Origin of the sequence: Streptomyces sp. NPDC050161 (assembly GCF_044460025.1) — a bacterium.
Classification (GTDB): domain Bacteria; phylum Actinomycetota; class Actinomycetes; order Streptomycetales; family Streptomycetaceae; genus Streptomyces.
The window spans coordinates 21,549-41,898 of the sequence record NZ_JBITJM010000022.1; the positions used below are offsets into that span (position 1 = coordinate 21,549).

Annotated in this window: 19 protein-coding genes; 12 read left to right on the forward strand and 7 right to left on the reverse strand. The window is 72.8% G+C overall.

Translation table 11 applies throughout. The annotated features are described in order from the left end of the window. Positions 1 to 40: 40 nt before the first annotated feature. Positions 41 to 892, forward strand: a complete 852-nt coding sequence (locus ACIBK8_RS28820) for a 1,4-dihydroxy-6-naphthoate synthase (protein WP_399044845.1) — start codon at positions 41 to 43, stop codon at positions 890 to 892. A gap of 28 nt (positions 893 to 920) precedes the next feature. Here the strand turns inward: ACIBK8_RS28820 and ACIBK8_RS28825 are convergent, their stop codons facing one another. Further along, the gene (locus tag ACIBK8_RS28825; RefSeq protein WP_393687555.1) at positions 921 to 1,304 is read right to left on the reverse strand and encodes a cold-shock protein; all 384 of its coding nucleotides are present in this window, start codon (positions 1,302 to 1,304) and stop codon (positions 921 to 923) included. Between the two features lie 230 nt (positions 1,305 to 1,534). Here ACIBK8_RS28825 and ACIBK8_RS28830 point away from each other — a divergent pair, with 230 nt between their 5' ends. Continuing rightward, positions 1,535 to 1,789, forward strand: a complete 255-nt coding sequence (locus ACIBK8_RS28830) for a hypothetical protein (RefSeq protein ID WP_227050830.1) — start codon at positions 1,535 to 1,537, stop codon at positions 1,787 to 1,789. On the opposite strand, the gene ACIBK8_RS28835 is transcribed toward ACIBK8_RS28830, so the two are convergent. Further along, positions 1,750 to 2,391 (reverse strand): HAD family hydrolase, encoded by a 642-nt coding sequence (locus ACIBK8_RS28835; RefSeq protein ID WP_399044847.1) that lies wholly within the window; start codon positions 2,389 to 2,391, stop codon positions 1,750 to 1,752. The two genes, ACIBK8_RS28830 and ACIBK8_RS28835, sit on opposite strands and share 40 nt — an antisense overlap. A 266-nt stretch (positions 2,392 to 2,657) precedes the next feature. Between ACIBK8_RS28835 and ACIBK8_RS28840 the strand changes: the two genes are divergently transcribed. The 4 genes from ACIBK8_RS28840 to ACIBK8_RS28855 are packed head-to-tail and all read left to right on the forward strand — an operon-like array spanning position 2,658 to position 6,691. Beyond that, positions 2,658 to 3,662, forward strand: coding sequence for a FecCD family ABC transporter permease (locus ACIBK8_RS28840; protein ID WP_399044849.1), 1,005 nt, complete (start codon positions 2,658 to 2,660; stop codon positions 3,660 to 3,662). Further along, positions 3,659 to 4,762 carry a FecCD family ABC transporter permease gene (locus ACIBK8_RS28845; RefSeq protein ID WP_399044851.1) on the forward strand — a complete coding sequence of 368 codons (1,104 nt, stop codon included), beginning with the start codon at positions 3,659 to 3,661 and terminating at the stop codon, positions 4,760 to 4,762. The genes ACIBK8_RS28840 and ACIBK8_RS28845 overlap by 4 nt, the downstream gene beginning before the upstream one ends. Next, positions 4,759 to 5,601 carry an ABC transporter ATP-binding protein gene (locus ACIBK8_RS28850; RefSeq protein ID WP_399044853.1) on the forward strand — a complete coding sequence of 281 codons (843 nt, stop codon included), beginning with the start codon at positions 4,759 to 4,761 and terminating at the stop codon, positions 5,599 to 5,601. The genes ACIBK8_RS28845 and ACIBK8_RS28850 overlap by 4 nt, the downstream gene beginning before the upstream one ends. A 52-nt stretch (positions 5,602 to 5,653) precedes the next feature. Continuing rightward, complete coding sequence (locus ACIBK8_RS28855) at positions 5,654 to 6,691, forward strand: ABC transporter substrate-binding protein (protein WP_399044855.1); 1,038 nt, start codon at positions 5,654 to 5,656, stop codon at positions 6,689 to 6,691. Between the two features lie 283 nt (positions 6,692 to 6,974). On the opposite strand, the gene ACIBK8_RS28860 is transcribed toward ACIBK8_RS28855, so the two are convergent. Beyond that, the gene (locus ACIBK8_RS28860; RefSeq protein WP_399044856.1) at positions 6,975 to 8,303 is read right to left on the reverse strand and encodes a hypothetical protein; all 1,329 of its coding nucleotides are present in this window, start codon (positions 8,301 to 8,303) and stop codon (positions 6,975 to 6,977) included. A gap of 245 nt (positions 8,304 to 8,548) precedes the next feature. On the opposite strand from ACIBK8_RS28860, the gene ACIBK8_RS28865 reads away from it, so the two are divergent. Then, positions 8,549 to 11,059 (forward strand): helicase-associated domain-containing protein, encoded by a 2,511-nt coding sequence (locus ACIBK8_RS28865; RefSeq protein WP_399044857.1) that lies wholly within the window; start codon positions 8,549 to 8,551, stop codon positions 11,057 to 11,059. A gap of 46 nt (positions 11,060 to 11,105) precedes the next feature. Here ACIBK8_RS28865 and ACIBK8_RS28870 read toward each other — a convergent pair whose 3' ends face one another. After that, positions 11,106 to 11,456: a hypothetical protein gene (locus ACIBK8_RS28870; RefSeq protein WP_399044859.1), complete on the reverse strand. Its 351-nt coding sequence runs from the start codon at positions 11,454 to 11,456 to the stop codon at positions 11,106 to 11,108. 196 nt (positions 11,457 to 11,652) lie between these two features. Between ACIBK8_RS28870 and ACIBK8_RS28875 the strand changes: the two genes are divergently transcribed. After that, positions 11,653 to 13,311 (forward strand): DNA repair helicase XPB, encoded by a 1,659-nt coding sequence (locus ACIBK8_RS28875; protein WP_393688320.1) that lies wholly within the window; start codon positions 11,653 to 11,655, stop codon positions 13,309 to 13,311. A 14-nt stretch (positions 13,312 to 13,325) separates the two neighbouring features. Here the strand turns inward: ACIBK8_RS28875 and ACIBK8_RS28880 are convergent, their stop codons facing one another. Together ACIBK8_RS28880 and ACIBK8_RS28885 are read right to left on the reverse strand one after the other, a co-directional pair. After that, positions 13,326 to 14,603 carry a glycosyltransferase 87 family protein gene (locus ACIBK8_RS28880; protein ID WP_399044861.1) on the reverse strand — a complete coding sequence of 426 codons (1,278 nt, stop codon included), beginning with the start codon at positions 14,601 to 14,603 and terminating at the stop codon, positions 13,326 to 13,328. Between the two features lie 155 nt (positions 14,604 to 14,758). Further along, positions 14,759 to 14,956, reverse strand: coding sequence for a hypothetical protein (locus ACIBK8_RS28885; RefSeq protein ID WP_399044863.1), 198 nt, complete (start codon positions 14,954 to 14,956; stop codon positions 14,759 to 14,761). 377 nt (positions 14,957 to 15,333) lie between these two features. Here ACIBK8_RS28885 and ACIBK8_RS28890 point away from each other — a divergent pair, with 377 nt between their 5' ends. Beyond that, positions 15,334 to 17,538 carry a HelD family protein gene (locus ACIBK8_RS28890; protein ID WP_399044864.1) on the forward strand — a complete coding sequence of 735 codons (2,205 nt, stop codon included), beginning with the start codon at positions 15,334 to 15,336 and terminating at the stop codon, positions 17,536 to 17,538. Further along, positions 17,535 to 17,936: a hypothetical protein gene (locus tag ACIBK8_RS28895; RefSeq protein ID WP_399044865.1), complete on the forward strand. Its 402-nt coding sequence runs from the start codon at positions 17,535 to 17,537 to the stop codon at positions 17,934 to 17,936. The genes ACIBK8_RS28890 and ACIBK8_RS28895 overlap by 4 nt, the downstream gene beginning before the upstream one ends. 27 nt (positions 17,937 to 17,963) lie before the next feature. Here ACIBK8_RS28895 and ACIBK8_RS28900 read toward each other — a convergent pair whose 3' ends face one another. Beyond that, the gene (locus tag ACIBK8_RS28900) at positions 17,964 to 18,698 is read right to left on the reverse strand and encodes a copper homeostasis protein CutC (protein WP_399044867.1); all 735 of its coding nucleotides are present in this window, start codon (positions 18,696 to 18,698) and stop codon (positions 17,964 to 17,966) included. 360 nt (positions 18,699 to 19,058) lie between these two features. Here ACIBK8_RS28900 and ACIBK8_RS28905 point away from each other — a divergent pair, with 360 nt between their 5' ends. Together ACIBK8_RS28905 and ACIBK8_RS28910 are read left to right on the forward strand one after the other, a co-directional pair. After that, entirely contained in the window at positions 19,059 to 19,553 is a 495-nt protein-coding gene (locus ACIBK8_RS28905; RefSeq protein ID WP_399044869.1) for a hypothetical protein, read from the forward strand. Next, on the forward strand, positions 19,550 to 20,344 hold the full coding sequence (locus tag ACIBK8_RS28910) for a hypothetical protein (protein WP_399044871.1): 795 nt from the start codon (positions 19,550 to 19,552) through the stop codon (positions 20,342 to 20,344). The genes ACIBK8_RS28905 and ACIBK8_RS28910 overlap by 4 nt, the downstream gene beginning before the upstream one ends. Positions 20,345 to 20,350: the final 6 nt, after the last annotated feature.

A 20,350-nucleotide genomic window follows, 5' to 3' on the forward strand; every position in this document is an offset into this window, starting at 1 on the left:
CGGCCCGGACACGGACCGGGCCCACCTGGAGGAGGACCCCGTGAACCGGCCGCTGGACATCGCGTTTTCGCCGTGCCCCAATGACACCTTCGTCTTCGACGCCTGGGCGCACGGCCGCGTCCCCGGCGCCCCAGAGCTTTCGGTCACCTTCGCGGACATCGACGTCACCAACGGCATGGCCGAGCGCGGCGAGTTCGATGTGCTGAAGGTGTCGTACGCGGTGCTGCCGTGGGTGCTCGACGAATACGCGCTGCTGCCCTGCGGCGGGGCGCTGGGCCGGGGCTGCGGCCCGCTGGTGCTGACGCGGGAGGCCGGCCCCGCGGCGGGTCTCGCGGGCAAGACGGTGGCGGTGCCCAGCGAGCGCTCCACCGCGTATCTGCTGTTCCGGCTCTGGGCCGCGGCCGAGGTGCCTGGCGGGGTCGGCGAGATCGTCGTCCTGCCGTTCCACGAGATCATGCCGGCGGTGCGCGACGGCAAGGTCGACGCGGGTCTGGTCATCCACGAGGCCCGCTTCACGTACCAGGACTACGGCCTTTCCTGCCTGGCCGACATGGGCGAGCACTGGGAGGACACCACCGGCCTGCCGATCCCGCTCGGCGCGATCATCGCCAAGCGGTCGCTGGGCGCCGACACCCTGCGCGCGCTCGCCGACGCCGCCAGGACGTCGGTCCGGATGGCGTGGGACGACCCCGCCGCCTCCCGCCCTTACGTGCTCAGGCACGCCCAGGAGATGGATCCGGCCGTCGCCGACCAGCACATCGGGCTGTATGTGAACGAGTTCACTGCCGACCTCGGCGAGCACGGCTACGCCGCGGTGCGCGGGCTGCTCACCCGCGCGGCGGCCGAGGGGCTGGTACCGCCCCTCGGCCCTGATGCGCTGACATTCGTCTGATGCCGGGCGGCCGGCCGGCCGGGCGTCCTCAGACGTCCAGCTGGTCGGCGACCGCGCGGAGCATGCCGGCGATCTTCGAGCCGTGCGCCTTGTCGGGGTAGCGGCCACGCTCCAGCTGCTGGGTCACGTTCTCCAGGAGCGTGGTGAGGTCCTGGACGATCGACGCGAGTTCGTCGGGCTTGCGGCGCTGGGCCGCCGCCACCGACGGCGCGGGGTCGAGGATGGCTACGGAAAGTGCCTGGTCGCCGCGCTGGCCTGCGACGACGCCGAATTCGACGCGCTGTCCGGGCTTGAGTACGTCCACGCCGTCGGGCAGCACCGACGAGTGCACGAAGACGTCATCGCCGTCATCACGGGAGAGAAAGCCGAAGCCCTTCTCGCTGTTGAACCACTTGACCTTGCCGGTAGGCACGTCTGTCCTCGTCCTCGTACTCGTGGGAAAAAACTGGCGAACTGCGGGAAATGCGGAACTGCCGGGTGCGATAGCCGCTGTACTGCGGAATGTGCGGAAAAAACGGGTCTGGATAGCAGTGCAGCGGGTCACCTGGACCCGCCGTCACCAAGGCTAGTGGTCCGGTGCCCGGTGACAAGACGTCGCCAGGTGGTTCCTTGGTGCTCCTGGCCCGGACTTACCCTGGTCAGGTGTCTGACGAAACTCCCCAGGCCGGGGATCTGCTGGTCCGAATCGGCGCGATCACGTTCTTGATTGGCGCACTGGCCACTCTGGCCACAGTGACGCCGCTGTTCATCGGCGCCGAACCGCTGCCTTCCGTCTTCTACTGGGTGTGCATGCTGATGGGCGTCGGCTTCCTCGTCGCCGCCGCGGGGGTGATCAGGTCCGCCGCCGCCCAGCGCCGTCAGGCGGACGCGGCTTCCGCCGCCTCGTCCGCGACGTAGCGCCGCAGCCAGGCAGGGAACGCGGTCAGGTCGTCGAGTACGACGTCGGCGCCCGCCGCGCGCAGCTCACCGGCGTCGCACGGGCCCGCGGCCACGGCGACGGACAGCGCGTCCGCGGCCCGCGCGCCGCGGACGTCTCCGGTGTGGTCGCCGACGTAGACCTGCGCGCCGTACTCCTTGAGCGCCTCGGCCTTGGCCTCCGCCCAGAGTGAGCCGACGAGGGCGTCCGCCTCGATGCCGAGGTGTTCGAGGTGCAGGGCGGCGTTCGCCTCGTACTTCGCGGTCACCACGACCGCCCGCCCGCCGGCCGCGTGGACGGCCGCCACCGCCTCCCGGGCGCCGGGCATCGCGAGCGTCGGCCCGATGGCGTACGCGGGGTACAGCTCGCGGTAGACCTCGCTGATTTCGGCCACCCGCTCCTCGGGGAACCAGCAGCGGATCTCGTCCTCCAGCGGCGGCCCGAGCCGGGTCACGGCGAGGTCGGCGTCGATGGGTGTGCCGGTGCGGGCGGACAGCTCCAGGTAGGCCGCCTTGATGCCGGGGCGGGAGTCGATCAGCGTCATGTCGAGGTCGAATCCGACCGTCAGGGGGTGCGCAGCCATGCCTGCCATTGTGCCCACGCGTGCGCGGCGTCCCGGCGGCCGGGGCACGGGGACCTCGGCCTTACTGCCGGAGCACCCACGCTGCCCCATGGCCTGGCCGTACCCTTAGCCTTGCCTTACCTAAGGGTGTGCCCGTGTGTCCCTGGCCGGATTCACGGGCACGCTCTCAGCCACGGATATCTCGAAATGGACCCGATGTCAGCCGACCAGGCAAGCAGTCCCGGAGGCGCCGCAGCGCGTCCCCGCATACCCGGCGACCGCGCCTCATGACGCCCGGGGTGCGGGGCCGCAGACTCGGTCTGACGGCGGTGGCGGTGCTCGCGCTGCTGCTTGCCGTGCTGTTCTCGCTCGCCGTCGGCAGCCGGATGTTCGCCCCGTCGGAGGTGATCGGCGCGCTGCTGCACGGCGGCGACGGTGACGCCGCCGAAGTGGTGCGGTTCCTGCGGCTGCCGCGCACGCTGATCGGCCTGATGGTCGGCGCGGCGCTGGCGATGGCCGGCACGGTCATGCAGGGCATCACCCGCAATCCGATCGCCGATCCGGGGATCCTCGGCATCAGCCAGGGCTCGTCGGTCGGTGTGGTGCTGGCCATCTCCCTCGCCGGTGTGCACACCTTGACCGGCTATGTCTGGTTCGCGTTCGCCGGTGCCGCCCTCGCGTCCGTCGTCGTGTACGCCATCGCCTCCAGCGGTCGCGGCGGCGCCACCCCGGTCAAGCTGGCGCTGTCCGGTGCCGCGATCAACGCGCTGCTGGTGTCGGTGACGATGGCGGTGCTCACGACCCAGGCCGCCGCGCTGGACGAGTTCCGCTTCTGGCAGGTCGGCTCGCTCACCGGAAGGGACAGCGAAGTGGCCGGTCAGATCTGGCCGTTCCTGCTGGTCGGCGCGGTACTGGTGCTGTCCGTCGCCCGCGGTCTCGACGCCCTGGCGCTCGGCGAGGACGTCGCCAAGGGCCTCGGCCAGAACGTCGCGACGGTACGGATCGTCGGCGGTCTCGGCGCGACCGTGCTCACCGGCGCCGGGGTCGCGGCGGCCGGACCGATCGCGTTCGTCGGCCTCGCCGTGCCGCACATCGCCCGCGCGATCGTGGGCAGCGACCACCGCTGGGTGCTGCCGATGGCGGCGCTGCTCGGTCCGGTCATCGTGCTGGTGTCGGACACCGTCGGACGGGTCCTGTTCCCGCCGTCGGAGGTGCCGGCCGGCGTGATGACCGCGCTGATCGGGGTGCCGTTCCTGGTGACCCTGGTCCGCCGGAAGGCGGTGGCCGCGTGAGCGCCCCCGTCACCTCCCCCGGCACCGCCGCGCGACGCGGACCGGTGCGTCCGGCCGGGCACAGCAGGCTGACGGTCGGCCGGGCGTCCTTCCTCGTGCACCGCAGGGCCGCCGTCGTCGCGACGCTGCTGGCCGTGCTGCTGGCCGCCGTGTGCCTGGCGTACCTGTGCGTCGGCGAGAGCTTCGTCGCGCCGTCCGATGCGCTCAAGGTGGTGCTGGGGCAGCCGTCGTCGCAGGAGCTGGTGGTCGGGACGCTGCGGCTGCCGCGGATGGTCGTCGGGCTGCTGGTCGGCGCCGCGTTCGGGGTGGCGGGCGCGCTGATCCAGACGGTCGCCCGCAATCCGCTGGCCAGCCCGGACATCATCGGCGTCACACAGGGCGCGAGCGCGCTGACGGTCGGCTCGATGACCTTCGGCGTCACCTCGTACGCGGTGCTGCCGTACCTGTCGGTGGCCGGCGGGCTGCTCGCCGCCGCGCTCGTCTACCTCTTCGCCTGGCGCGGCGGGCTGCACGCCACCCGCTTCGTCCTCATCGGCATCGGCTTCGCCGTCGCGCTCCGCTCGGTCACCCAGCTCTTCCTGACGAAGGGCGACTACCTGGTCGCCCAGCAGGCCCAGGTGTGGATGACCGGCTCGCTCAACGGCCGCGGCTGGGCGGAAGCCGCGCCGCTGGGCTGGGCGCTGCTGGTGGCGCTGCCGTTCGTGCTGTGGGCGGCGCGCGCCCAGCGGACCGTGTCGATGGACGACGACACCGCGACGGCGCTCGGCGTCCGGCTGGGGCGGACCCGGCTCGGCCTGGTCGCCATCGGCGTGGTGCTGGCGTCGATGGCGACCGGCGCGGCGGGCCCGGTCGACTTCGTGGCGCTGCTCGCGCCGCAGATCGCGCGCCGTCTGACGCGCACCGCGCAGATCCCGCTGCTGAGTTCGGCGCTGCTCGGCGCCGGCATCGTCGTCCTCGGCGACCTGCTGGCCCGCAAGGCGCTCGCGCCGACCGAACTGCCGGTGGGCGTGCTGACCGCGGCCGTCGGCGCCCCGTATCTGATCTGGCTCATCATCAGGGGCCATCGCACCCGTAGCCGTGCCGCAGGAGGACAAGCGTGACCGAGACCGGCGAGAGCGTCGTCACGACTGCCGGGGACGGCTCCCCGAGCCGGCTCACGGCGCGCGATCTGACGCTGGCCTACGAGGACCGTACGGTCGTCGACGGCCTGGACCTGGATGTGCCGCAGGGCGCCGTCACCGTCGTCGTGGGGCCCAACGCCTGCGGCAAGTCGACGCTGCTGCGCGCCCTGGGGCGGCTGCTGCGACCGCGCCGCGGTGCGGTGCTGCTGGACGGCACGGATCTGGCACGCATCCCGACGAAGACGATCGCCAGGTCGGTGGGGCTGCTGCCGCAGACCCCGGTCGCGCCGGAGGCCATCACCGTCGGCGATCTGGTGGCCCGCGGGCGGCAGCCGCATCAGCGCTGGTGGCAGCAGTGGTCGGACGACGACGAGCGCGCGGTGACCGAGGCGATGGAGCGCACGGACGTGGCGCAGCTCGCCGAGCGGGCGGTGGACGAACTGTCCGGCGGGCAGCGGCAGCGGGTGTGGATCGCGATGGCGCTGGCCCAGGAGACCGATCTGCTGCTCCTGGACGAGCCGACGACCTACCTCGACATCGCGCACCAGGTCGAGGTACTGGACCTGGTGCGCCAGCTCAACCACGACCGGGGACGGACCGTCGTCGCGGTGCTGCACGACCTCAACCAGGCCGCGCGGTACGCCGACCATCTGGTGGCGATGAAGGCGGGCCGGATCGTCGCGCAGGGGCGGCCTGGTGAGGTCGTCACCGCCGATCTCGTCCAGGAGGTGTTCGGCCTCGAAGCGGTCGTGGTGCCCGATCCGGTCACGGGCTCGCCGCTCGTGGTGCCGGGGCGTCCGTGGGCCCGCTCGGGCTGAGGCCCGGCCCGTCTTCCCTTCTTCCGCGTTTCCCGAGCAGAAAGGGCAGTTCATGTCCCGCTTCGCCGTCCCCCCGCGCCGTACCGCGGCCGTCGCCGTCACGGTGCTGGCCGCCTCGCTCGTTCTGACCTCCTGCGGATCCGGAGATTCCGACTCCGCTTCCGGTGACTCGTTCAAGGCCGCCGACTGCCCGAAGCAGCCCACGACGCGCTGGGCGGAGCCGGCGTCCGGCGGCGGCACGCACACGGTGGCGACGGCGATGGGCGACGTGAAGGTGCCGACCGCGCCGAAGCGGGTGGTGGTCCTGGACACCGCCGAGCTGGACTCCGCGATCACGCTCGGCGTGAAGCCCGTCGGCGCGACCCGGTCCGATGTGGCGTCGGGCTTCCTCGACTACCTGCCCAAGGACAAGGTCGCGGGCATCAAGGACGTCGGCAAGATCGGCGCCCCGAACCTGGAGGCGGTCGCGGCCCTCAAGCCGGACCTGATCCTGACCAGCAAGGTCCGTGACGGCCGCAGCTACCAGCAGCTGACGAAGATCGCGCCGACGGTGATGACGGAGACCACCGGCTACCCCTGGAAGCAGAACTTCGCCACGCACGCGGCGGCGCTCGGCCGGATTCCGCAGGCCAAGAAGGCCGTTGCGGCGTACGAGGCGCATGCGGAGAAGGTCACGGCGGCGCTGGGCGGGGCGGCTAAGGCCAAGGCGCTGCGGACAAACATCGTCCGGTTCGTCGAGGGCGCCGACACCCGTGTTTACGGTTGCCAGAGCTACATCGGCACCATCCTCGCCGACATCGGCACGGGGCCCACGGACGTCGTCAACGGGTCCAAGGACGGGCTGATGACGGAGCTGAGCGCCGAGCAGATGAACAAGGCCGATGCCGACGCCGTCTTCTACGCGAGCTACGGCACGCCGGAGAAGTCGAAGGAGGCGCAGGTCACGGGCGGTGCGCTATGGAAGAACATGCGGGCGGTGAAGGACGGCAGGTCGTTCCGCGTCGATGATCAGCTGTGGATCCAGGGGATTGGGTACACGGCGGCGGACGAGATTCTGTCCGAGGTGCAGCAGCGGTTGGGGAAGAAGTGATGGGGGGGGGGGGGGGGGGGGGGGGGGCCGCCCGGGGGGGGGGGGGGGGTTTTTGGGGGGGGGGGGGGGGGCCGCGGGGCCCGCACCGGGTCGTCTCCTCGACGCATGTGCCCTTAGCTACCAGTCAAGAAGCTGCCGGTGTTGGCACCTGTCGCTGCGGGGAGCGACCCGGTGCGGCCCCTCCGACCCACCCGGGCCTCGTACGCGGCTGACCGCCGGTGGATGGTCCCTGCGCCTCGCCCTTCGGGCATCGGGGGGGGTGTGTGGCGTCTGGTGGTGTGGGTCAGGGGGTGGTGCGGCGCATGCGCCACAGGAGGAAGAGGGAGGAGGCCACTGCGGCGATGCGGACCATTGTGGGGAGGGCGTCCAGGAGTTCGTGGCCCAGTTGGCCCGGTGTGATGGGGGTGCCCCAGCGGCCGTCCATGCGGCCCCAGAGCCAGATCAGCATGCCGCCGATGAGGATGCCGGGCACGCCCAGTGCGGCGAACTTCGCCTCGGTGCGGGTGAGTCGGCGCGATACGTAGGCCAGCGCCCAGCCGGCCGCGAGGGCCAGCCAGGATCCCAGTACGGCGCCGACGAGCAGCAGCAGTACGGCGAGGGTGATCACCGGGCTGAGGCGGATGCGGGCGGCGGGTGAGGTGTCCTGGGCCGCGTCGGTGGTGGGTTCGGCGGCCGGTGCGCCGCTTTTGCGGGTGAGGGTGCGGCGCAGGATGCCGGGCAGGGGTGGCTTGGCGGCGGGGGGCTGAGCGTCCGTCGTGTCGTCTTCGGGGGCCGGTTTGCCGTCCTTTGACGGGGCGCCGTCCTTGGGGCGTTCCCATATTTCCGGGATCTCGATGCCGCCGACGAAACCGGGCACCGACTCGCCGGGGCCGAACGGCGCCGCCTGCACCCGCCACCAGTCGGGGCCGTCGTCGTCGCCGAGTTCGTCGGCACCGGCCAGGTGGGGCGGGGGGCTGGCGGCCGGGGGGAGGGTGAAGCGCGGTCCTGCGGTGTCGCCCGCCTGCTCGGCCGTCGGCTTGGCCGCCTTCTTCAGGAAGCTGAGCTTCGGGGCGAGGCCGCCTTCCGGGACCGGGCGGTCTCCGTCGCGGGGTGCGGGCACCGAACCGGTGAGCCCGCTGCGGGCGGCCAGGCCGCTGAGTCTGTCGCGTACGCCGGGGCGGGGAGTGGGTTCGGCCGCGGTGGGGCGGGGGGACGGTTCCGGAGCCGGGTGGTCGGCAGGGGAGGTGGCAGCGGAGGAGGCTGCGGAGGAGGCTGCGGTGTCGTGGGGGGTGGGCTCCGGCGGCTCGGGGGTGGGTGGTGCGGGGGGTGTGAGGGTTACTGGGGGTGCGGGGGTGCGGTCCTCGTCGGCCGCTCCGGTGCCCCCAGCTCCTCCGGCCGCTCCGGTCGCTCCGGCCGCTGCCGAGACCACCGCTTCCGGTGTGCCCAGGCGGGAGATGACCCGTTTCACGCTGGAGACCGAAATGGTTTTCTGGGCTGCCAGCTGGGCCGTCAGGTCGGTGCGCAGTGTGGCCACCAGCCGCATCCGCGCGGCCGATGACAGGCCCCGTTGCTGGGCCAGGTCGCCGACCCGGCTCAGATAGTCAAAGACGAGCTTATCGCTCTCGATCCCCACGAAATCCCCTGCGGCGTGCGCTGGTTGCTGCCTCGACGTTACCCCTTCGGCCCAGTGGGGTGACGGAGGCGGGACGTGTGAGGGGACTGTGGGGTGACGGGGCGGAGGGGGCGGGCGCGCTGTCGGGTGGGGCCTCGGGCCGGGCGTCCGTGGGAAGCCGGGGGACGCGATTGTGGGGCGTCGGGCACGGCGTCCGCTGCCGTCGCGGGAGACCTGCGCCCCCGGGCACGGCTACCGTAGGGCGGATGACTGATACGCCCCGCACACTCGCCGAGGAGCTTCGGACCCGCACCGACAGCGGGCTCGTCGACCTGCTGCGGGCCCGTCCCGACCTGCTGAGTCCGGTGCCGGGTGACGTCACCCAGCTCGCCACCAGGGCCGGGACGCGGGCGTCGGTGGTGCGGGCCGTGGAGCGGCTCGACCGGTTCGCGTTGCAGACGGCGGAGGCGCTGGCGGTGGCGCCCGATCCGTGTCCTTACGCGGTGCTCGCCGGGCTGATGGCCGGGGACGCGGGGGACGCGGGGGTGCTCGCCGCGCTGCCGGACGCGGTGGCGGGGCTGCGGGCGCAGGCGCTGGTCTGGGGGTCCGACGACCGGCTGCGGCTGGTGCGTACGGCGCGTGAGCTGCTCACGCCCAGTGCGACGCATCCCTCGCCGACGGGGCTGGGGCCGAGCGTCGCCGAGGCCACGTCGGGGATGTCTCCGGGGCGGCTCCAGGAGATCATCGCGGCTGCCGGGCTGCCCGCGACCCACGATCCGGTGACCGCGGTGTCCGCGCTCGCCGCCCTGTTCACCGACCGCGTCCGGATGGCGGCGCTGCTCGACACCGCGCCCGCCGAATCCGTCACCGTCCTCGACAAGCTGCTGTGGGGCCCGCCCTACGGCGGGGTCACCGACCGGCCCGCGCCGCATCTCCAGTGGCTGCTGGACCGCGGGCTGCTGCTGCCCGCGGGCGCGCGCAATGTCGTGCTGCCCAGGGAAGCGGCGCTGCATCTGCGGGCGGGGCGTGCGCACCGTGAGCCCGAGCCGGTGCCGCCGGCTCTCGCGCCGGTCACCGAGCGGGATCCGCTGGCCGTGGACGGCGCGGCGGCGGGCCAGGCGTTCACCGCGCTGGCGACCGTCGAAGAGCTGCTGAAGGAATGGGATCTCGGCGGGCCCGCCGTCCTGCGTGCGGGCGGGCTGAGCGTCCGCGACCTCAAGCGGACCGCAGCCGCGCTCGACACCACCGAGCAGCTGGCCGCCTTCTGGCTGGAACTGGCCTACGCGGCGGGGCTCGTGGCGTCCGACGGCGAGGCCGACGAGCGGTACGCGGCCACCCCCGCGGCCGAGGAGTGGCTGCAACTCCCCGACGAGCTGCGCTGGGCCGAGCTGGTGGCGGGCTGGCTGGCGGCGACCCGTACGCCCGGTGTGGTCGGCAGCGCTGACGCCAAGGGCCGGGCGCTGGCCGCACTCGGTCCGCACCTCGACCGCTCCCCCGCCCCGGAGGTCCGCCGCCGCGCCCTCACCCTCCTCGCCTCTCTCCCGCCGGGTGCGGCCGTCCCCGCGGGCGCCGTGCTCGACCGCCTCCACTGGGAGCGCCCGCTGCGCGCCGCCGCGCCGGGCGCACCGGCCTCCGGTACGGCCGCGCCGCCCGCGTCCGATCTGCGCTCCCGGATCGCCCAATGGACGCTCGCCGAGGCCGAGTTGCTGGGTGTCACGGGGCGGGGCGCGCTCGCCACCCACGGCCGGGTCCTCATCGGCGCCGAAACGTCACCGCAGCCGGACGAGCCGGACTCCGCCGGGCCCACCGCCGTGCCGTCGGCGGCGGAGACCGGGGCCGCCGCCGCCCGCGCCGCGGCCCTGCTCGCCCCGCATCTGCCCGAACCCCTCGATCACGTCCTGCTCCAGGCCGACCTGACCGCCGTCGCGCCGGGACCGCTGCGCCGCCCGCTCGCCGAGGCGCTCGGCGTGCTCGCCGACGTCGAGTCCAAGGGCGGCGCGACCGTCTACCGCTTCACGCCGGGTTCGGTACGCCGCGCCCTGGACGCCGGACGTTCCGCCGCCGAGCTGCAGGACTTCCTCGCGACGCACTCGCGCACCCCGGTGCCGCAGCCGCTCGCCTACCTCATCGACGATGTGGCGCGCAGGCACGGCCAGCTGCGGATCGGCGCGGCCGGCGCCTACGTCCGCTGCGACGACGACGCGCTGCTCTCCGAGATCCTCGCCGACCGCCGTGCCGCCCCCCTGCGTCTGCGCCGCCTCGCCCCGACCGTGCTGGCCGCGCAGACCGCGCCCGACCAACTCCTCGAAGGGCTGCGGGCGATGGGCTACGCCCCGGCCGCCGAGTCCGCCGAGGGCGACGTCCTGATCACCCGCCCCGACTCGTACCGCACCCCGCCGCGCACCGCGCCCGCTCCGGTGCCCGAAGGCCCGCCGGCGCCCGATCCAGCCCTCGTCGGCGGGGCCGTGCGCGCCATCCGGGCCGGTGATCTGGCGGCCACCGCGGAACGCAAGCCGGTGGCGGCGACCGCCCCGGCGCCGGGCGCGCTGCCCCGCACCACATCGGCCGAGACCCTGGCCACGATGCAGGCCGCGGTGCTCACCCAGGCCGCCGTCTGGATCGGTTACGTCAACGCCGACGGCGCCGCCAGCCAGCGCGTCATCGCACCGGTCCGCGTCGAGGGCGGCTTCGTCACCGCGTACGACCACACGTCCGACGAGGTCAGGACCTATCCGCTGCACCGGATCACCGGCGTCGCCGAGCTGGCGGAAGGCTAGGGGGTTCCTTTTCGATCCTCGTGTGCCAGGCGACCCGGTACGACCGTTACAGCCAGCGCTCGGCTGCCTCGACGGTGTCGCCGCCACCGGTGTTGAACGCGAGCGCGGCCTGCGGCGCATGGATCCGGACCGCGTTCACCACCTGCTCGAAGAAGGTCAGCAGCGGTTCCGGCTTGCGGATGCCGCCCCCGATGACGACGACGTCCCACACCCGCTCCGCCAGCGCCGCTTCGAGCGTGGCCCCCGCCGACTCGTCGAGCGGAACCAGCGTCAAGGACGCCTCCACACCGCGCTCCGCGAAGCGCGCCAGCTCACCGTCGAGTGCCGCGAGGATGGCGTCCGCGTCGAGGCCGGGTACGGCCCGCGGATCGATACCGAGAATGAGAACGGAAGACATCGGCCGAGCCTACCGGCCGTCCCTGGCGCGGTAGTTGGGAAATGTGGCCGTCGGCGCACGGCGTCCCACGTCGGCGGGCCGTCGGCGCTCCGGGCGCCCGCCGGTCAGGAGCCGCCCCGCCGTGTCGGCGCGATGCGGCACACTGGACGTTTGGCCGTACCCGCGGCCGGTCCCCCGGTAGTGAAAGGCGAGGCGCGTGAACGGACCTCTTATCGTCCAGAGCGACAAGACGCTGCTCCTGGAGGTGGACCACGAGCTGGCGGACGCCTGTCGCCGGGCCATCGCCCCGTTCGCCGAGCTGGAGCGGGCGCCCGAGCACATCCACACGTACCGGGTGACGCCGCTCGGGCTGTGGAACGCGCGGGCCGCGGGGCACGACGCGGAGCAGGTCGTGGACGCGCTGGTGCAGTTCTCGCGGTATCCGGTGCCGCACGCGCTGCTCGTCGACATCGCGGAGACCATGTCGCGCTACGGGCGGCTGACGCTGACCAAGCATCCCGCGCACGGCCTGGTGCTGACCTCGACCGACCGGCCGGTGCTGGAGGAGATCCTGCGGTCGAAGAAGGTGCAGCCGCTGGTCGGCGCGCGGCTCGACCCGGATTCCGTGGTCGTGCATCCGTCCGAGCGCGGGCAGATCAAGCAGACGCTGCTGAAGCTGGGGTGGCCGGCGGAGGACCTGGCGGGTTACGTCGACGGCGAGGCGCACCCGATCGCGCTGGCCGAGGACGGCTGGGCGCTGCGGCCGTATCAGCAGCAGGCCGTCGAGGGGTTCTGGCACGGCGGTTCCGGTGTCGTGGTGCTGCCGTGCGGTGCGGGAAAGACGCTGGTGGGGGCCGGGGCGATGGCTCAGGCGAAGGCCACCACGCTGATTCTGGTCACGAACACGGTCTCGGCGCGGCAGTGGAAGCACGAGTTGGTGAAGCGGACGTCGCTGACCGAGGAGGAGATCGGCGAGTACAGCGGCACGAAGAAGGAGATCCGGCCGGTCACCATCGCGACGTACCAGGTGCTGACGACGAAGCGGAAGGGCGTCTACCCGCATCTGGAGCTGTTCGACTCGCGGGACTGGGGCCTGATCATCTACGACGAGGTGCACCTGCTGCCCGCGCCGGTCTTCAAGTTCACCGCCGACCTCCAGGCGCGGCGGCGTCTCGGGCTGACCGCGACGCTGGTGCGCGAGGACGGCCGGGAGTCGGACGTCTTCTCGCTGATCGGGCCGAAGCGGTTCGACGCTCCGTGGAAGGAGATCGAGGCGCAGGGGTACATCGCGCCCGCGGACTGCGTCGAGGTCCGGGTCAATCTCTCCGACACCGAGCGCCTGGCGTATGCGACGGCGGAGACCGAGGAGAAGTACCGCTTCTGCGCGACGACGGGCAGCAAGCAGCGGGTCACCGAGGCGCTGGTCCGCAGGCATCAGGGCGAGCAGACGCTGGTCATCGGGCAGTACATCGACCAGCTGGACGAGCTGGGCGAGCATCTGGGCGCGCCGGTGATCAAGGGCGAGACGACCAACGCGCAGCGGGAGAAGCTGTTCGGCGCCTTCCGTGAGGGCGAGATCTCGGTGCTGGTCGTCTCGAAGGTCGCGAACTTCTCGATCGACCTGCCGGAGGCGACGGTCGCGATCCAGGTGTCGGGCACCTTCGGCTCGCGGCAGGAGGAGGCCCAGCGGCTGGGGCGGGTGCTGCGGCCGAAGGCGGACGGGCACGAGGCGCGCTTCTACTCGGTCGTCGCGCGCGACACCATCGACCAGGACTTCGCGGCGCACCGGCAGCGCTTCCTGGCCGAGCAGGGGTACGCGTACCGGATCGTGGACGCGGACGAGCTGCTGTCGGCGGATCCTTCCGAGGACGCCTGACCCGAGCCTGTCGGTCAGCCGGCCGTGCGGGTGCTCTGCGGCAGCGTCCGGCCGGTGCGTGGGCGGGGGATGCGGCGGGGGGTGCCGTCCGTCGGGGCCGTGCGGGTCCACCACACCACCATCGCCAGCAGCGCGAGGCCGAGCAGCGGGTACGGCGAGGTGAGCGGCTGCTGCCACCAGGAGAAGTGCAGGTCAAGGTCGCCGGTGTGCGGGACGATCCACAGGGTGCGGACGGTGAAGGCGAGCGTGACGGCGACGAGCAGGGCGCGGCGCCAGCGGATGCCGCGGGTGTGGGCGGCCAGCGCGACGATCAGCGGCACGCACCACACCCAGTGGTGGGACCAGCTGATCGGTGAGACGAGCAGCGCGGTGACGGCGGTGCAGAGCACGCCCCAGGTTTCGGCGCCGCGCCGCAGGAAGACGCGGCGGGCGGCGTAGAGCCCCCCGGCGGCGGTGAGCAGCGCGGCGACGGCCCATATGAGGCCGGGCTCGGGGGTGTGCAGGACGCGGGCGATCAGGCCCTGGAGCGACTGGTTGTCGACGATCCACACCTTGCCGACCCGGCTCGTCTCGAACATCCGGCGGGTCCAGAAGTCGACGCTGGCGTCCGGGAGCACCAGGAGTCCGAGCAGCACCGAGCCGAGGAATCCGGCCGCGGCGGTGCAGGCGGCCTTCACCCGTCCCGTGACGAGGAGATAGACCGCGAAGATCGCCGGTGTGAGCTTCACGCCTGCGGCGATGCCGACGGCGAGGCCCTTGAAGCGGGCGCCGTCGGGGCGGGCGAGGTCCCACAGGACGAGGCAGGTCAGGGCGAGGTTGATCTGCCCGAAGATCAGGGTCTGGAAGACCGGTTCGAGCCAGATGCCGAGTGCGGTGGCGCCGATGACGGTGGGCGCGGTGTACGCGGAGCGGCGTATTCCGGCGGCTTTGCAGGAGAGCTGGATCAGCACGGCGAGCAGCGCGCCGTTGACGAGGACGCAGGCGACCTTGAGCGTGGCGAGCGAGACCCACGTGGTGGGGAGGAAGAGCAGCGCGGCGAACGGCGGGTAAGTGGCCGGAAGGTGCCATTTGGTGGTGGTGAATCCGTAGAGATCACTGCCCGTCGCGGCGGCTTCGCCCTCGGCGCGGTAGACCTCTATGTCGGGCATCGGCAGCGGGTGGACCGTATACAGCACCCAGAGGCCGATGAGGGAAGCCGCCACCAGCGCCCCCGCGATCACCATGCGGTGCGGTCCGGCGACGCTCTGCGCCCATGTCCGCCTCCACGTCCGCGTCCCGTCGGCGGCAGACACCCGTTGTCCTCCTCGTCGCCCTGCGCTCCTTACGCGGCGACGCTAGCTGATCAGGACCGACGGCCCGTAACGGTTTCCGGTCAACCGGATGTCCGGGAGGAATCACGCGCCCGCCGGCCGCTCCGGGGCGGGTGCCGGGGCCGGGGCGCTCCGGGTCAGTCCTCGGCGTACTCGCCGAGCAGGACGACGCTGAAGGCCGCCGCGGCGAAGACCTTCACCGCGCGCAGGGCGTTGCCGACGAGGTGGTGGCTGTCGTGGTCCCGGCCGACGGATCCGGTGTCGAGTGCGGTGGCCCCCTTGGCCGGGTGCAGGGAAGCCGGTGCGACCGTTGGAATCATCGTTGCGCTGCTCATGCCTCCATGATGGTTTTCCCCCGGATGTGGCACATCGGTCGATGGGTCCATTCCGCAGAGGGCCTGAAGTCCGACGGCGGGACCGCCCGGCCCCCTACCGGAGGTGGACGGGGTCCTACGGGAGAGGGACGGGCCGCGGGCCGTACGGGGGCGCCGGAGCGGGCGGGCCCGCCGGATATCCGTTGGCGCCGCGAATAGCTGCTGACTACAATCGCGCGTCTGCCCTGCCTCCCGTCGAGGAGTGCCGCCGACCGGACGGAAACCGGCCGGTTCTTCGCATCACGCCGATGACCGCCCCACGTACCGAACAACGGCCCGCCGTGTCCGCTCGCAGCGGCGCGTGCCCGCCGCAGTGAGATCCCACCGGAGGCAACGCCGTGCCCGCGCACGCCCAGCAACCCGCATCACCCGTATCCGTCCCTGCCCCCGGCGCCGCAGCCGACCCGCTCCAGCGCGAGCGTGCCCACCTCGCCGCGTCCCGCACCGCGCTGCGCGCCATGCGCGCCGACGCCGAGGCGCTGAACATCGCCGACGTCACCGCGAACTGGGTCAACGCCGAGGTGCTCCAGGGCGAGATCGACGCCCGCATCAAGGCGCTCGCCGACCTGACCCACACCCCGCTCTTCTTCGGGCGGCTCGACTACCTGCACGCGCCGGGGATGGACGCGGCGGAGGGTGCGTCCGGGGAGAACTTCTACATCGGGCGGCGGCACGTCCACGACGCCGACGGCGACCCGATGGTCATCGACTGGCGCGCCCCCGTCTCCCAGCCGTTCTACCGGGCCTCCAAGAAGGACCCGATGGATCTCGCGCTGCGCCGCAGATTCGGCTACACCGGCGGCGAGCTGACCGCGTACGAGGACGAGCACCTCACGGATCCCGGGGAGGCCGAGCAGACCAGCAAGCTCCTCCAGTCGGAGATCGAGCGTCCGCGCGTCGGGCCGATGCGGGACATCGTCGCGACGATCCAGCCGGAGCAGGACGAGATCGTCCGCGCCGGGATCAGCGGTTCGGTCTGCGTGCAGGGCGCGCCCGGCACCGGGAAGACGGCGGTCGGTCTGCACCGTGTCGCGTATCTGCTGTACGCGCACCGGGAGCGGCTGGCCCGCTCGGGCACCCTCGTGATCGGCCCGAACGACTCCTTCCTGCACTACATCGAGCAGGTGCTGCCCGCGCTGGGCGAGCTGGAGGTCAAGCAGGCCACCGTCGACATGCTCGTCGGCCATGTGGAGGTGCGCGGCACGGACGGGGCGGCAGCCGCCACGCTCAAGGGCGACGCGCGGATGGCCGAGGTGCTGCGGCGGGCGGTCCGCTCGCACATCTCGCTGCCGCAGGAGCCCTGCGTGGTCGTCCGCGGCTCCCGCCGCTGGCGCATCCCGGCGTATGAACTCGAAGAGATCGTGCGGGAGTTGATGGAGCGGGAGATCCGCTACGGTGCGGCGCGCGAGGCGCTGCCGCAGCGGATCGCGCATGCCGTGCTGGTGCGGATGGAGCAGGCCGGCGAGGCGCCCGACGACCGGGTGCAGGACGCGGTGGCGCGCAATCCCGCGGTGAAGGCCGTGGTCAAGGCGGTCTGGCCGCCGGTGGATCCGGCGAAGCTGGTGCTGCGGCTGCTGGGTGACGCGGAGTTCCTGGCCGCGCAGGCGGAGGGGATCCTGTCGCCCGACGAGCAGCAGGAAATCCTGTGGGCCAAGCCGGCCAGGAGCGTGAAGAGCGCCAAGTGGTCTTCCGCGGACGCGGTGTTGATCGACGAGGCGATGGACCTGGTGGCGCGCACCCACTCGCTGGGCCATGTGGTGCTGGACGAGGCGCAGGACCTGTCCCCCATGCAGTACCGGGCGGTGGGCCGCCGCTGTACGACGGGTTCGGTGACGATCCTGGGCGACATCGCGCAGGGCACCACCCCGTGGTCGACCAACACCTGGGAGGAGGCGCTGGCCCACCTCGGCAAGCCGGGTTCGGCCATCGAGGAGCTGACGCTGGGCTTCCGCGTGCCGCGCGAGGTCATCGCGTACGCGTCCAGGCTGCTGCCCGCCATCGCGCCCGAGCTGACGGAGGCGACCTCGATCCGCGAGTCGGCGGGCGACTTCGAGATCCGCACGGTGCAGCCGCAGGACCTGGACACGTCCGTGCTCGCCGCCTGCCACGACGCGCTGGCGAAGGAGGGCTCGATCGGCCTGATCGCGGCCGACGAGCGGGTGCCCACGCTGCGCGCCGCCCTGGAGGACGCCGGCCTGAGCTGCCTCTCCCCCGGCGATGAGACCTCGGCCGACGCCCGCCTGACCCTGGTGCCCGCGACGCTCGCCAAGGGCCTGGAGTACGACTACGTGGTGCTGGACGAACCGGCCGCGATCGTGGCGGGCGAGCCGGACGAACGCACCGGGCTGCGCCGCCTGTATGTGTGCCTGACCCGTGCGGTGTCAGGACTGACGATCATTCATGCGGCGGAGCTGCCCGAGCAGTTGGCGGATGGAGGGGACGGTTCGGCCGCCGCGACAGGGGAGTTGACGGACATGCTCGACGGATTGGATGCCGTTCCCGGTCAGTTGCCCGACGGTTTCGAAGGGGCGACCACGTCATGACGTACGAGCGGGGCGGTGGGCCCGGCGCCGACGGTCCGCGCGCCGGGGAGGGGGCGGAGACGGAGGTCACGGTGTGCGTCACCGCCTCGCCTCTGGCGGCCTGGTTCCACCACCTGCTGACGCGTCCGGTCGTCGTGATCGACGGCCGGGAGCACCCGGTGCGCTGGGGGCAGCGGGAGGCGCGCGCCGGGCGTGCCCGGGTCGCTCCCGGCGCGCACCGGCTCTGCGTCGCCTTCCGCTACCGGTGGCAGCGGACGGCGCGCCTCTGCGAAACCTGCGAGGAGTTCACGGCGGACGGGACACCGGTCGGCTTCGCCGCCCGGCTCGGCGCGCGCAACGGCAGCGGGTTCAGGATCGGGGCACGGGGCACCGTCCGCGTCCCGCCGGACGCAGCCTGACGCCCGCCCCATCGCCCCGCCGCCCCTCTAGGCCCCGTCCAGCGCCGTCCGCCACTCCTGTACCGCTGCCGCGTCCACCGGGCCCGACCAGCCGTTGGGGCGGGCGGCGCCGCCGATGTGGAAGGCGTCGAGGCCGCCCGCGCGCAGCGTCGGGAGGTGGGCCAGGGTGAGGCCGCCGCCGACCAGGATCTGCGGGGTGTAGCCCGGTTCGCCGGTGGCCGCGCGGGACTGTTCGGCCAGCAGGGTCGCCAGGCCGTCGTCGACGCCGCACGCGGAGCCCGCGGTGAGGAATGTGTCGGGCCCTGCGGGCCCCGGGGCGCCGCCGGGGCCCGGGGTCTCGGGGAGGGTGGCCAGTTCCTTGCGCAGGGCGTCGCGGTCGGCGGCCCGGTCGATGGCCCGGTGGAAGGTCCAGCGGCAGCCGTCGATCACCTCGGCGACCGCCCGCACGGCGCGCAGGTCCGGGCTGCCGTCGGGGGCCAGGAAGCCGAGGACGAATTCATCGGCGCCCTCGGCCCGCAGCGCGGCGGCGTCCGCGCACAGCGCGTCCACGTCTCCGGCCGCGAAGCCGTCGGCGCGGCGCAGCATCACGCGCAGCGGGATGTCGACGGCGGCCCGGATGGCGGCGAAGACGGCGCGGGGCGGGGTGAGCCCGTCGGCCGCCATGTCGGTGGCCAGTTCGAGCCGGTCGGCCCCTCCGGCCTGGGCCGCGACCGCGTCCTGCGGGTCGAGCGCGATCACCTCCAGGAGTGCGCGCTTGCTCATGTGACCTCAACCCTTCGGTGGACGACGTGGACGACATGGACAGGAGTGGACGACGGTGGACCGGCAGGCACAGGTCTAGTCCAATATCCAGCGTAAGGGCTGGTGGGTGATGCGGGGCCCACCACCGCGCGGGACACGACCGAAAACCGCCCGTACGCGCGGCCGGGCACCCCTGTGCACCTCGGACCCGACGCGCACCCCTTACCCGTACGGCCCGTTCCGTTCACCCGGCCGACCCCGCTACGCGCGTCGCAAACCACTCATCAGGGCGGGTGTGAAACTTGCCAACCATGGGTAACACGCCTTCCTCGTAAGGGCGTTGCGGCATCATGCACGTGGCCCACGAGCAGGGAGAAGCCGATGTCCGACCTTGCCACCGTTTCCGCCGAAGTCGCCCCTTTTCTCGCCCTGGCGGCGAACAGCCTCGGCAGCACCGTCCTCAGCACCGCCCAGCAGCGGATCGCCGACCGCACGGTGACGGCGGGCGAAGGCTTCTTCCGCCGGCTGCTGCGCCGCGACTCCGACGGCGGGGACCAGGACCGCGGCAGCATCGGCGGCGGCACCGAGCCGCTGCTCGACACCCGTACCGCCGACACCCTCGACGGCCTGCTGGCCCGCCTCGACGACCGGGACCGGCAGCTGCTCTCCGACGCCATCACCGCCTGGCTGGCCGAGCCCGCCGACCGCCGCGAAGCCTCCCACCTGCTGGAACACGTGGCCCAACGCTCCGCACCCGCCCCCGTGCAGATCATCAACAACCACCCCACGGCGAACGGTGCGCACTCCCTCGCGGCTGTCGAGATCCACGGCGACATCCACCTGGGAGGCGGCGGACGCACCCAGGACGGCTCATGACAGCCGACGACCGCGAGGCCGGGAGCGCCCGCGGCGACCGCCGGAGCCGGCCCGCGCGGGACACCCCGGGCGGGCCGCCCACCCGTGACATCCACAACAGCCCCACCACGCACGGCGACCACTCCATCGCCGCCAACGACATCAAGAACGTCATCATCCGCTGGGTGCTGCACCCCAGCGCCCGCTGGTTACCGCTGCTGCTGGCCTGCGCCGGGCTGGTGATCGCCCAGAGCCTGCACCCGCGCGGCCCGTTCGGCCAGTACGTACTGTGCGCCGTACTGGCCGGGATCGCGCTCGCCACGGCCGCCGTCCGCGTGCTGATCCGCAAGCCCCCGGGCGCCGGCTTCGTCGGGGCGCTCTCGCTGATCTCCGTGCTGGCCACCGTCGGCGGCTGGCTGGCGTTCCAGAACAGCGCCTCGCACGCCGACATCGACGTGACGGGGCAGGTCAGCACGGAAGGCACCCAGCCGCTCGACGACGCGGGGAACCGCTCGCTGATCTTCACCCTCGGCGAATCCGCCCTCAAAGAACCGCGCGCACGGCTGCGCCTGAACCTGGCGATCGACGACCACGACCCGTCGGGACCGACCTGCCTGCACCGGACCTCCGCCACGGTCCACCTGCTCACCGGAGGTGTCGCAGCCCAGGAGGAAGACCTCAGGTCCAGCGGCACCGCCGACTTCGCCCTGGGCGCGCAGACCGGCACCGTCAAGATCCAGCTGACGTTGAAGACCGGCCGGAACTGCCTGATGGACGTACGGGCCACATCGGCGGTGCTGCACGACAGTTGACGGCCG

Coding starts and splice junctions, on each gene's coding strand:
- ACIBK8_RS28905 (WP_399044869.1), top strand. CDS start 19,059: ATGTCCGACCTTGCCACCGTTTCCGCCGAAGTCGCCCCTTTTCTCGCC.
- ACIBK8_RS28885 (WP_399044863.1), bottom strand. CDS start 14,956: ATGAGCAGCGCAACGATGATTCCAACGGTCGCACCGGCTTCCCTGCAC.
- ACIBK8_RS28840 (WP_399044849.1), top strand. CDS start 2,658: ATGACGCCCGGGGTGCGGGGCCGCAGACTCGGTCTGACGGCGGTGGCG.
- ACIBK8_RS28900 (WP_399044867.1), bottom strand. CDS start 18,698: ATGAGCAAGCGCGCACTCCTGGAGGTGATCGCGCTCGACCCGCAGGAC.
- ACIBK8_RS28835 (WP_399044847.1), bottom strand. CDS start 2,391: ATGGCTGCGCACCCCCTGACGGTCGGATTCGACCTCGACATGACGCTG.
- ACIBK8_RS28855 (WP_399044855.1), top strand. CDS start 5,654: ATGTCCCGCTTCGCCGTCCCCCCGCGCCGTACCGCGGCCGTCGCCGTC.
- ACIBK8_RS28865 (WP_399044857.1), top strand. CDS start 8,549: ATGACTGATACGCCCCGCACACTCGCCGAGGAGCTTCGGACCCGCACC.
- ACIBK8_RS28895 (WP_399044865.1), top strand. CDS start 17,535: ATGACGTACGAGCGGGGCGGTGGGCCCGGCGCCGACGGTCCGCGCGCC.
- ACIBK8_RS28910 (WP_399044871.1), top strand. CDS start 19,550: ATGACAGCCGACGACCGCGAGGCCGGGAGCGCCCGCGGCGACCGCCGG.
- ACIBK8_RS28870 (WP_399044859.1), bottom strand. CDS start 11,456: ATGTCTTCCGTTCTCATTCTCGGTATCGATCCGCGGGCCGTACCCGGC.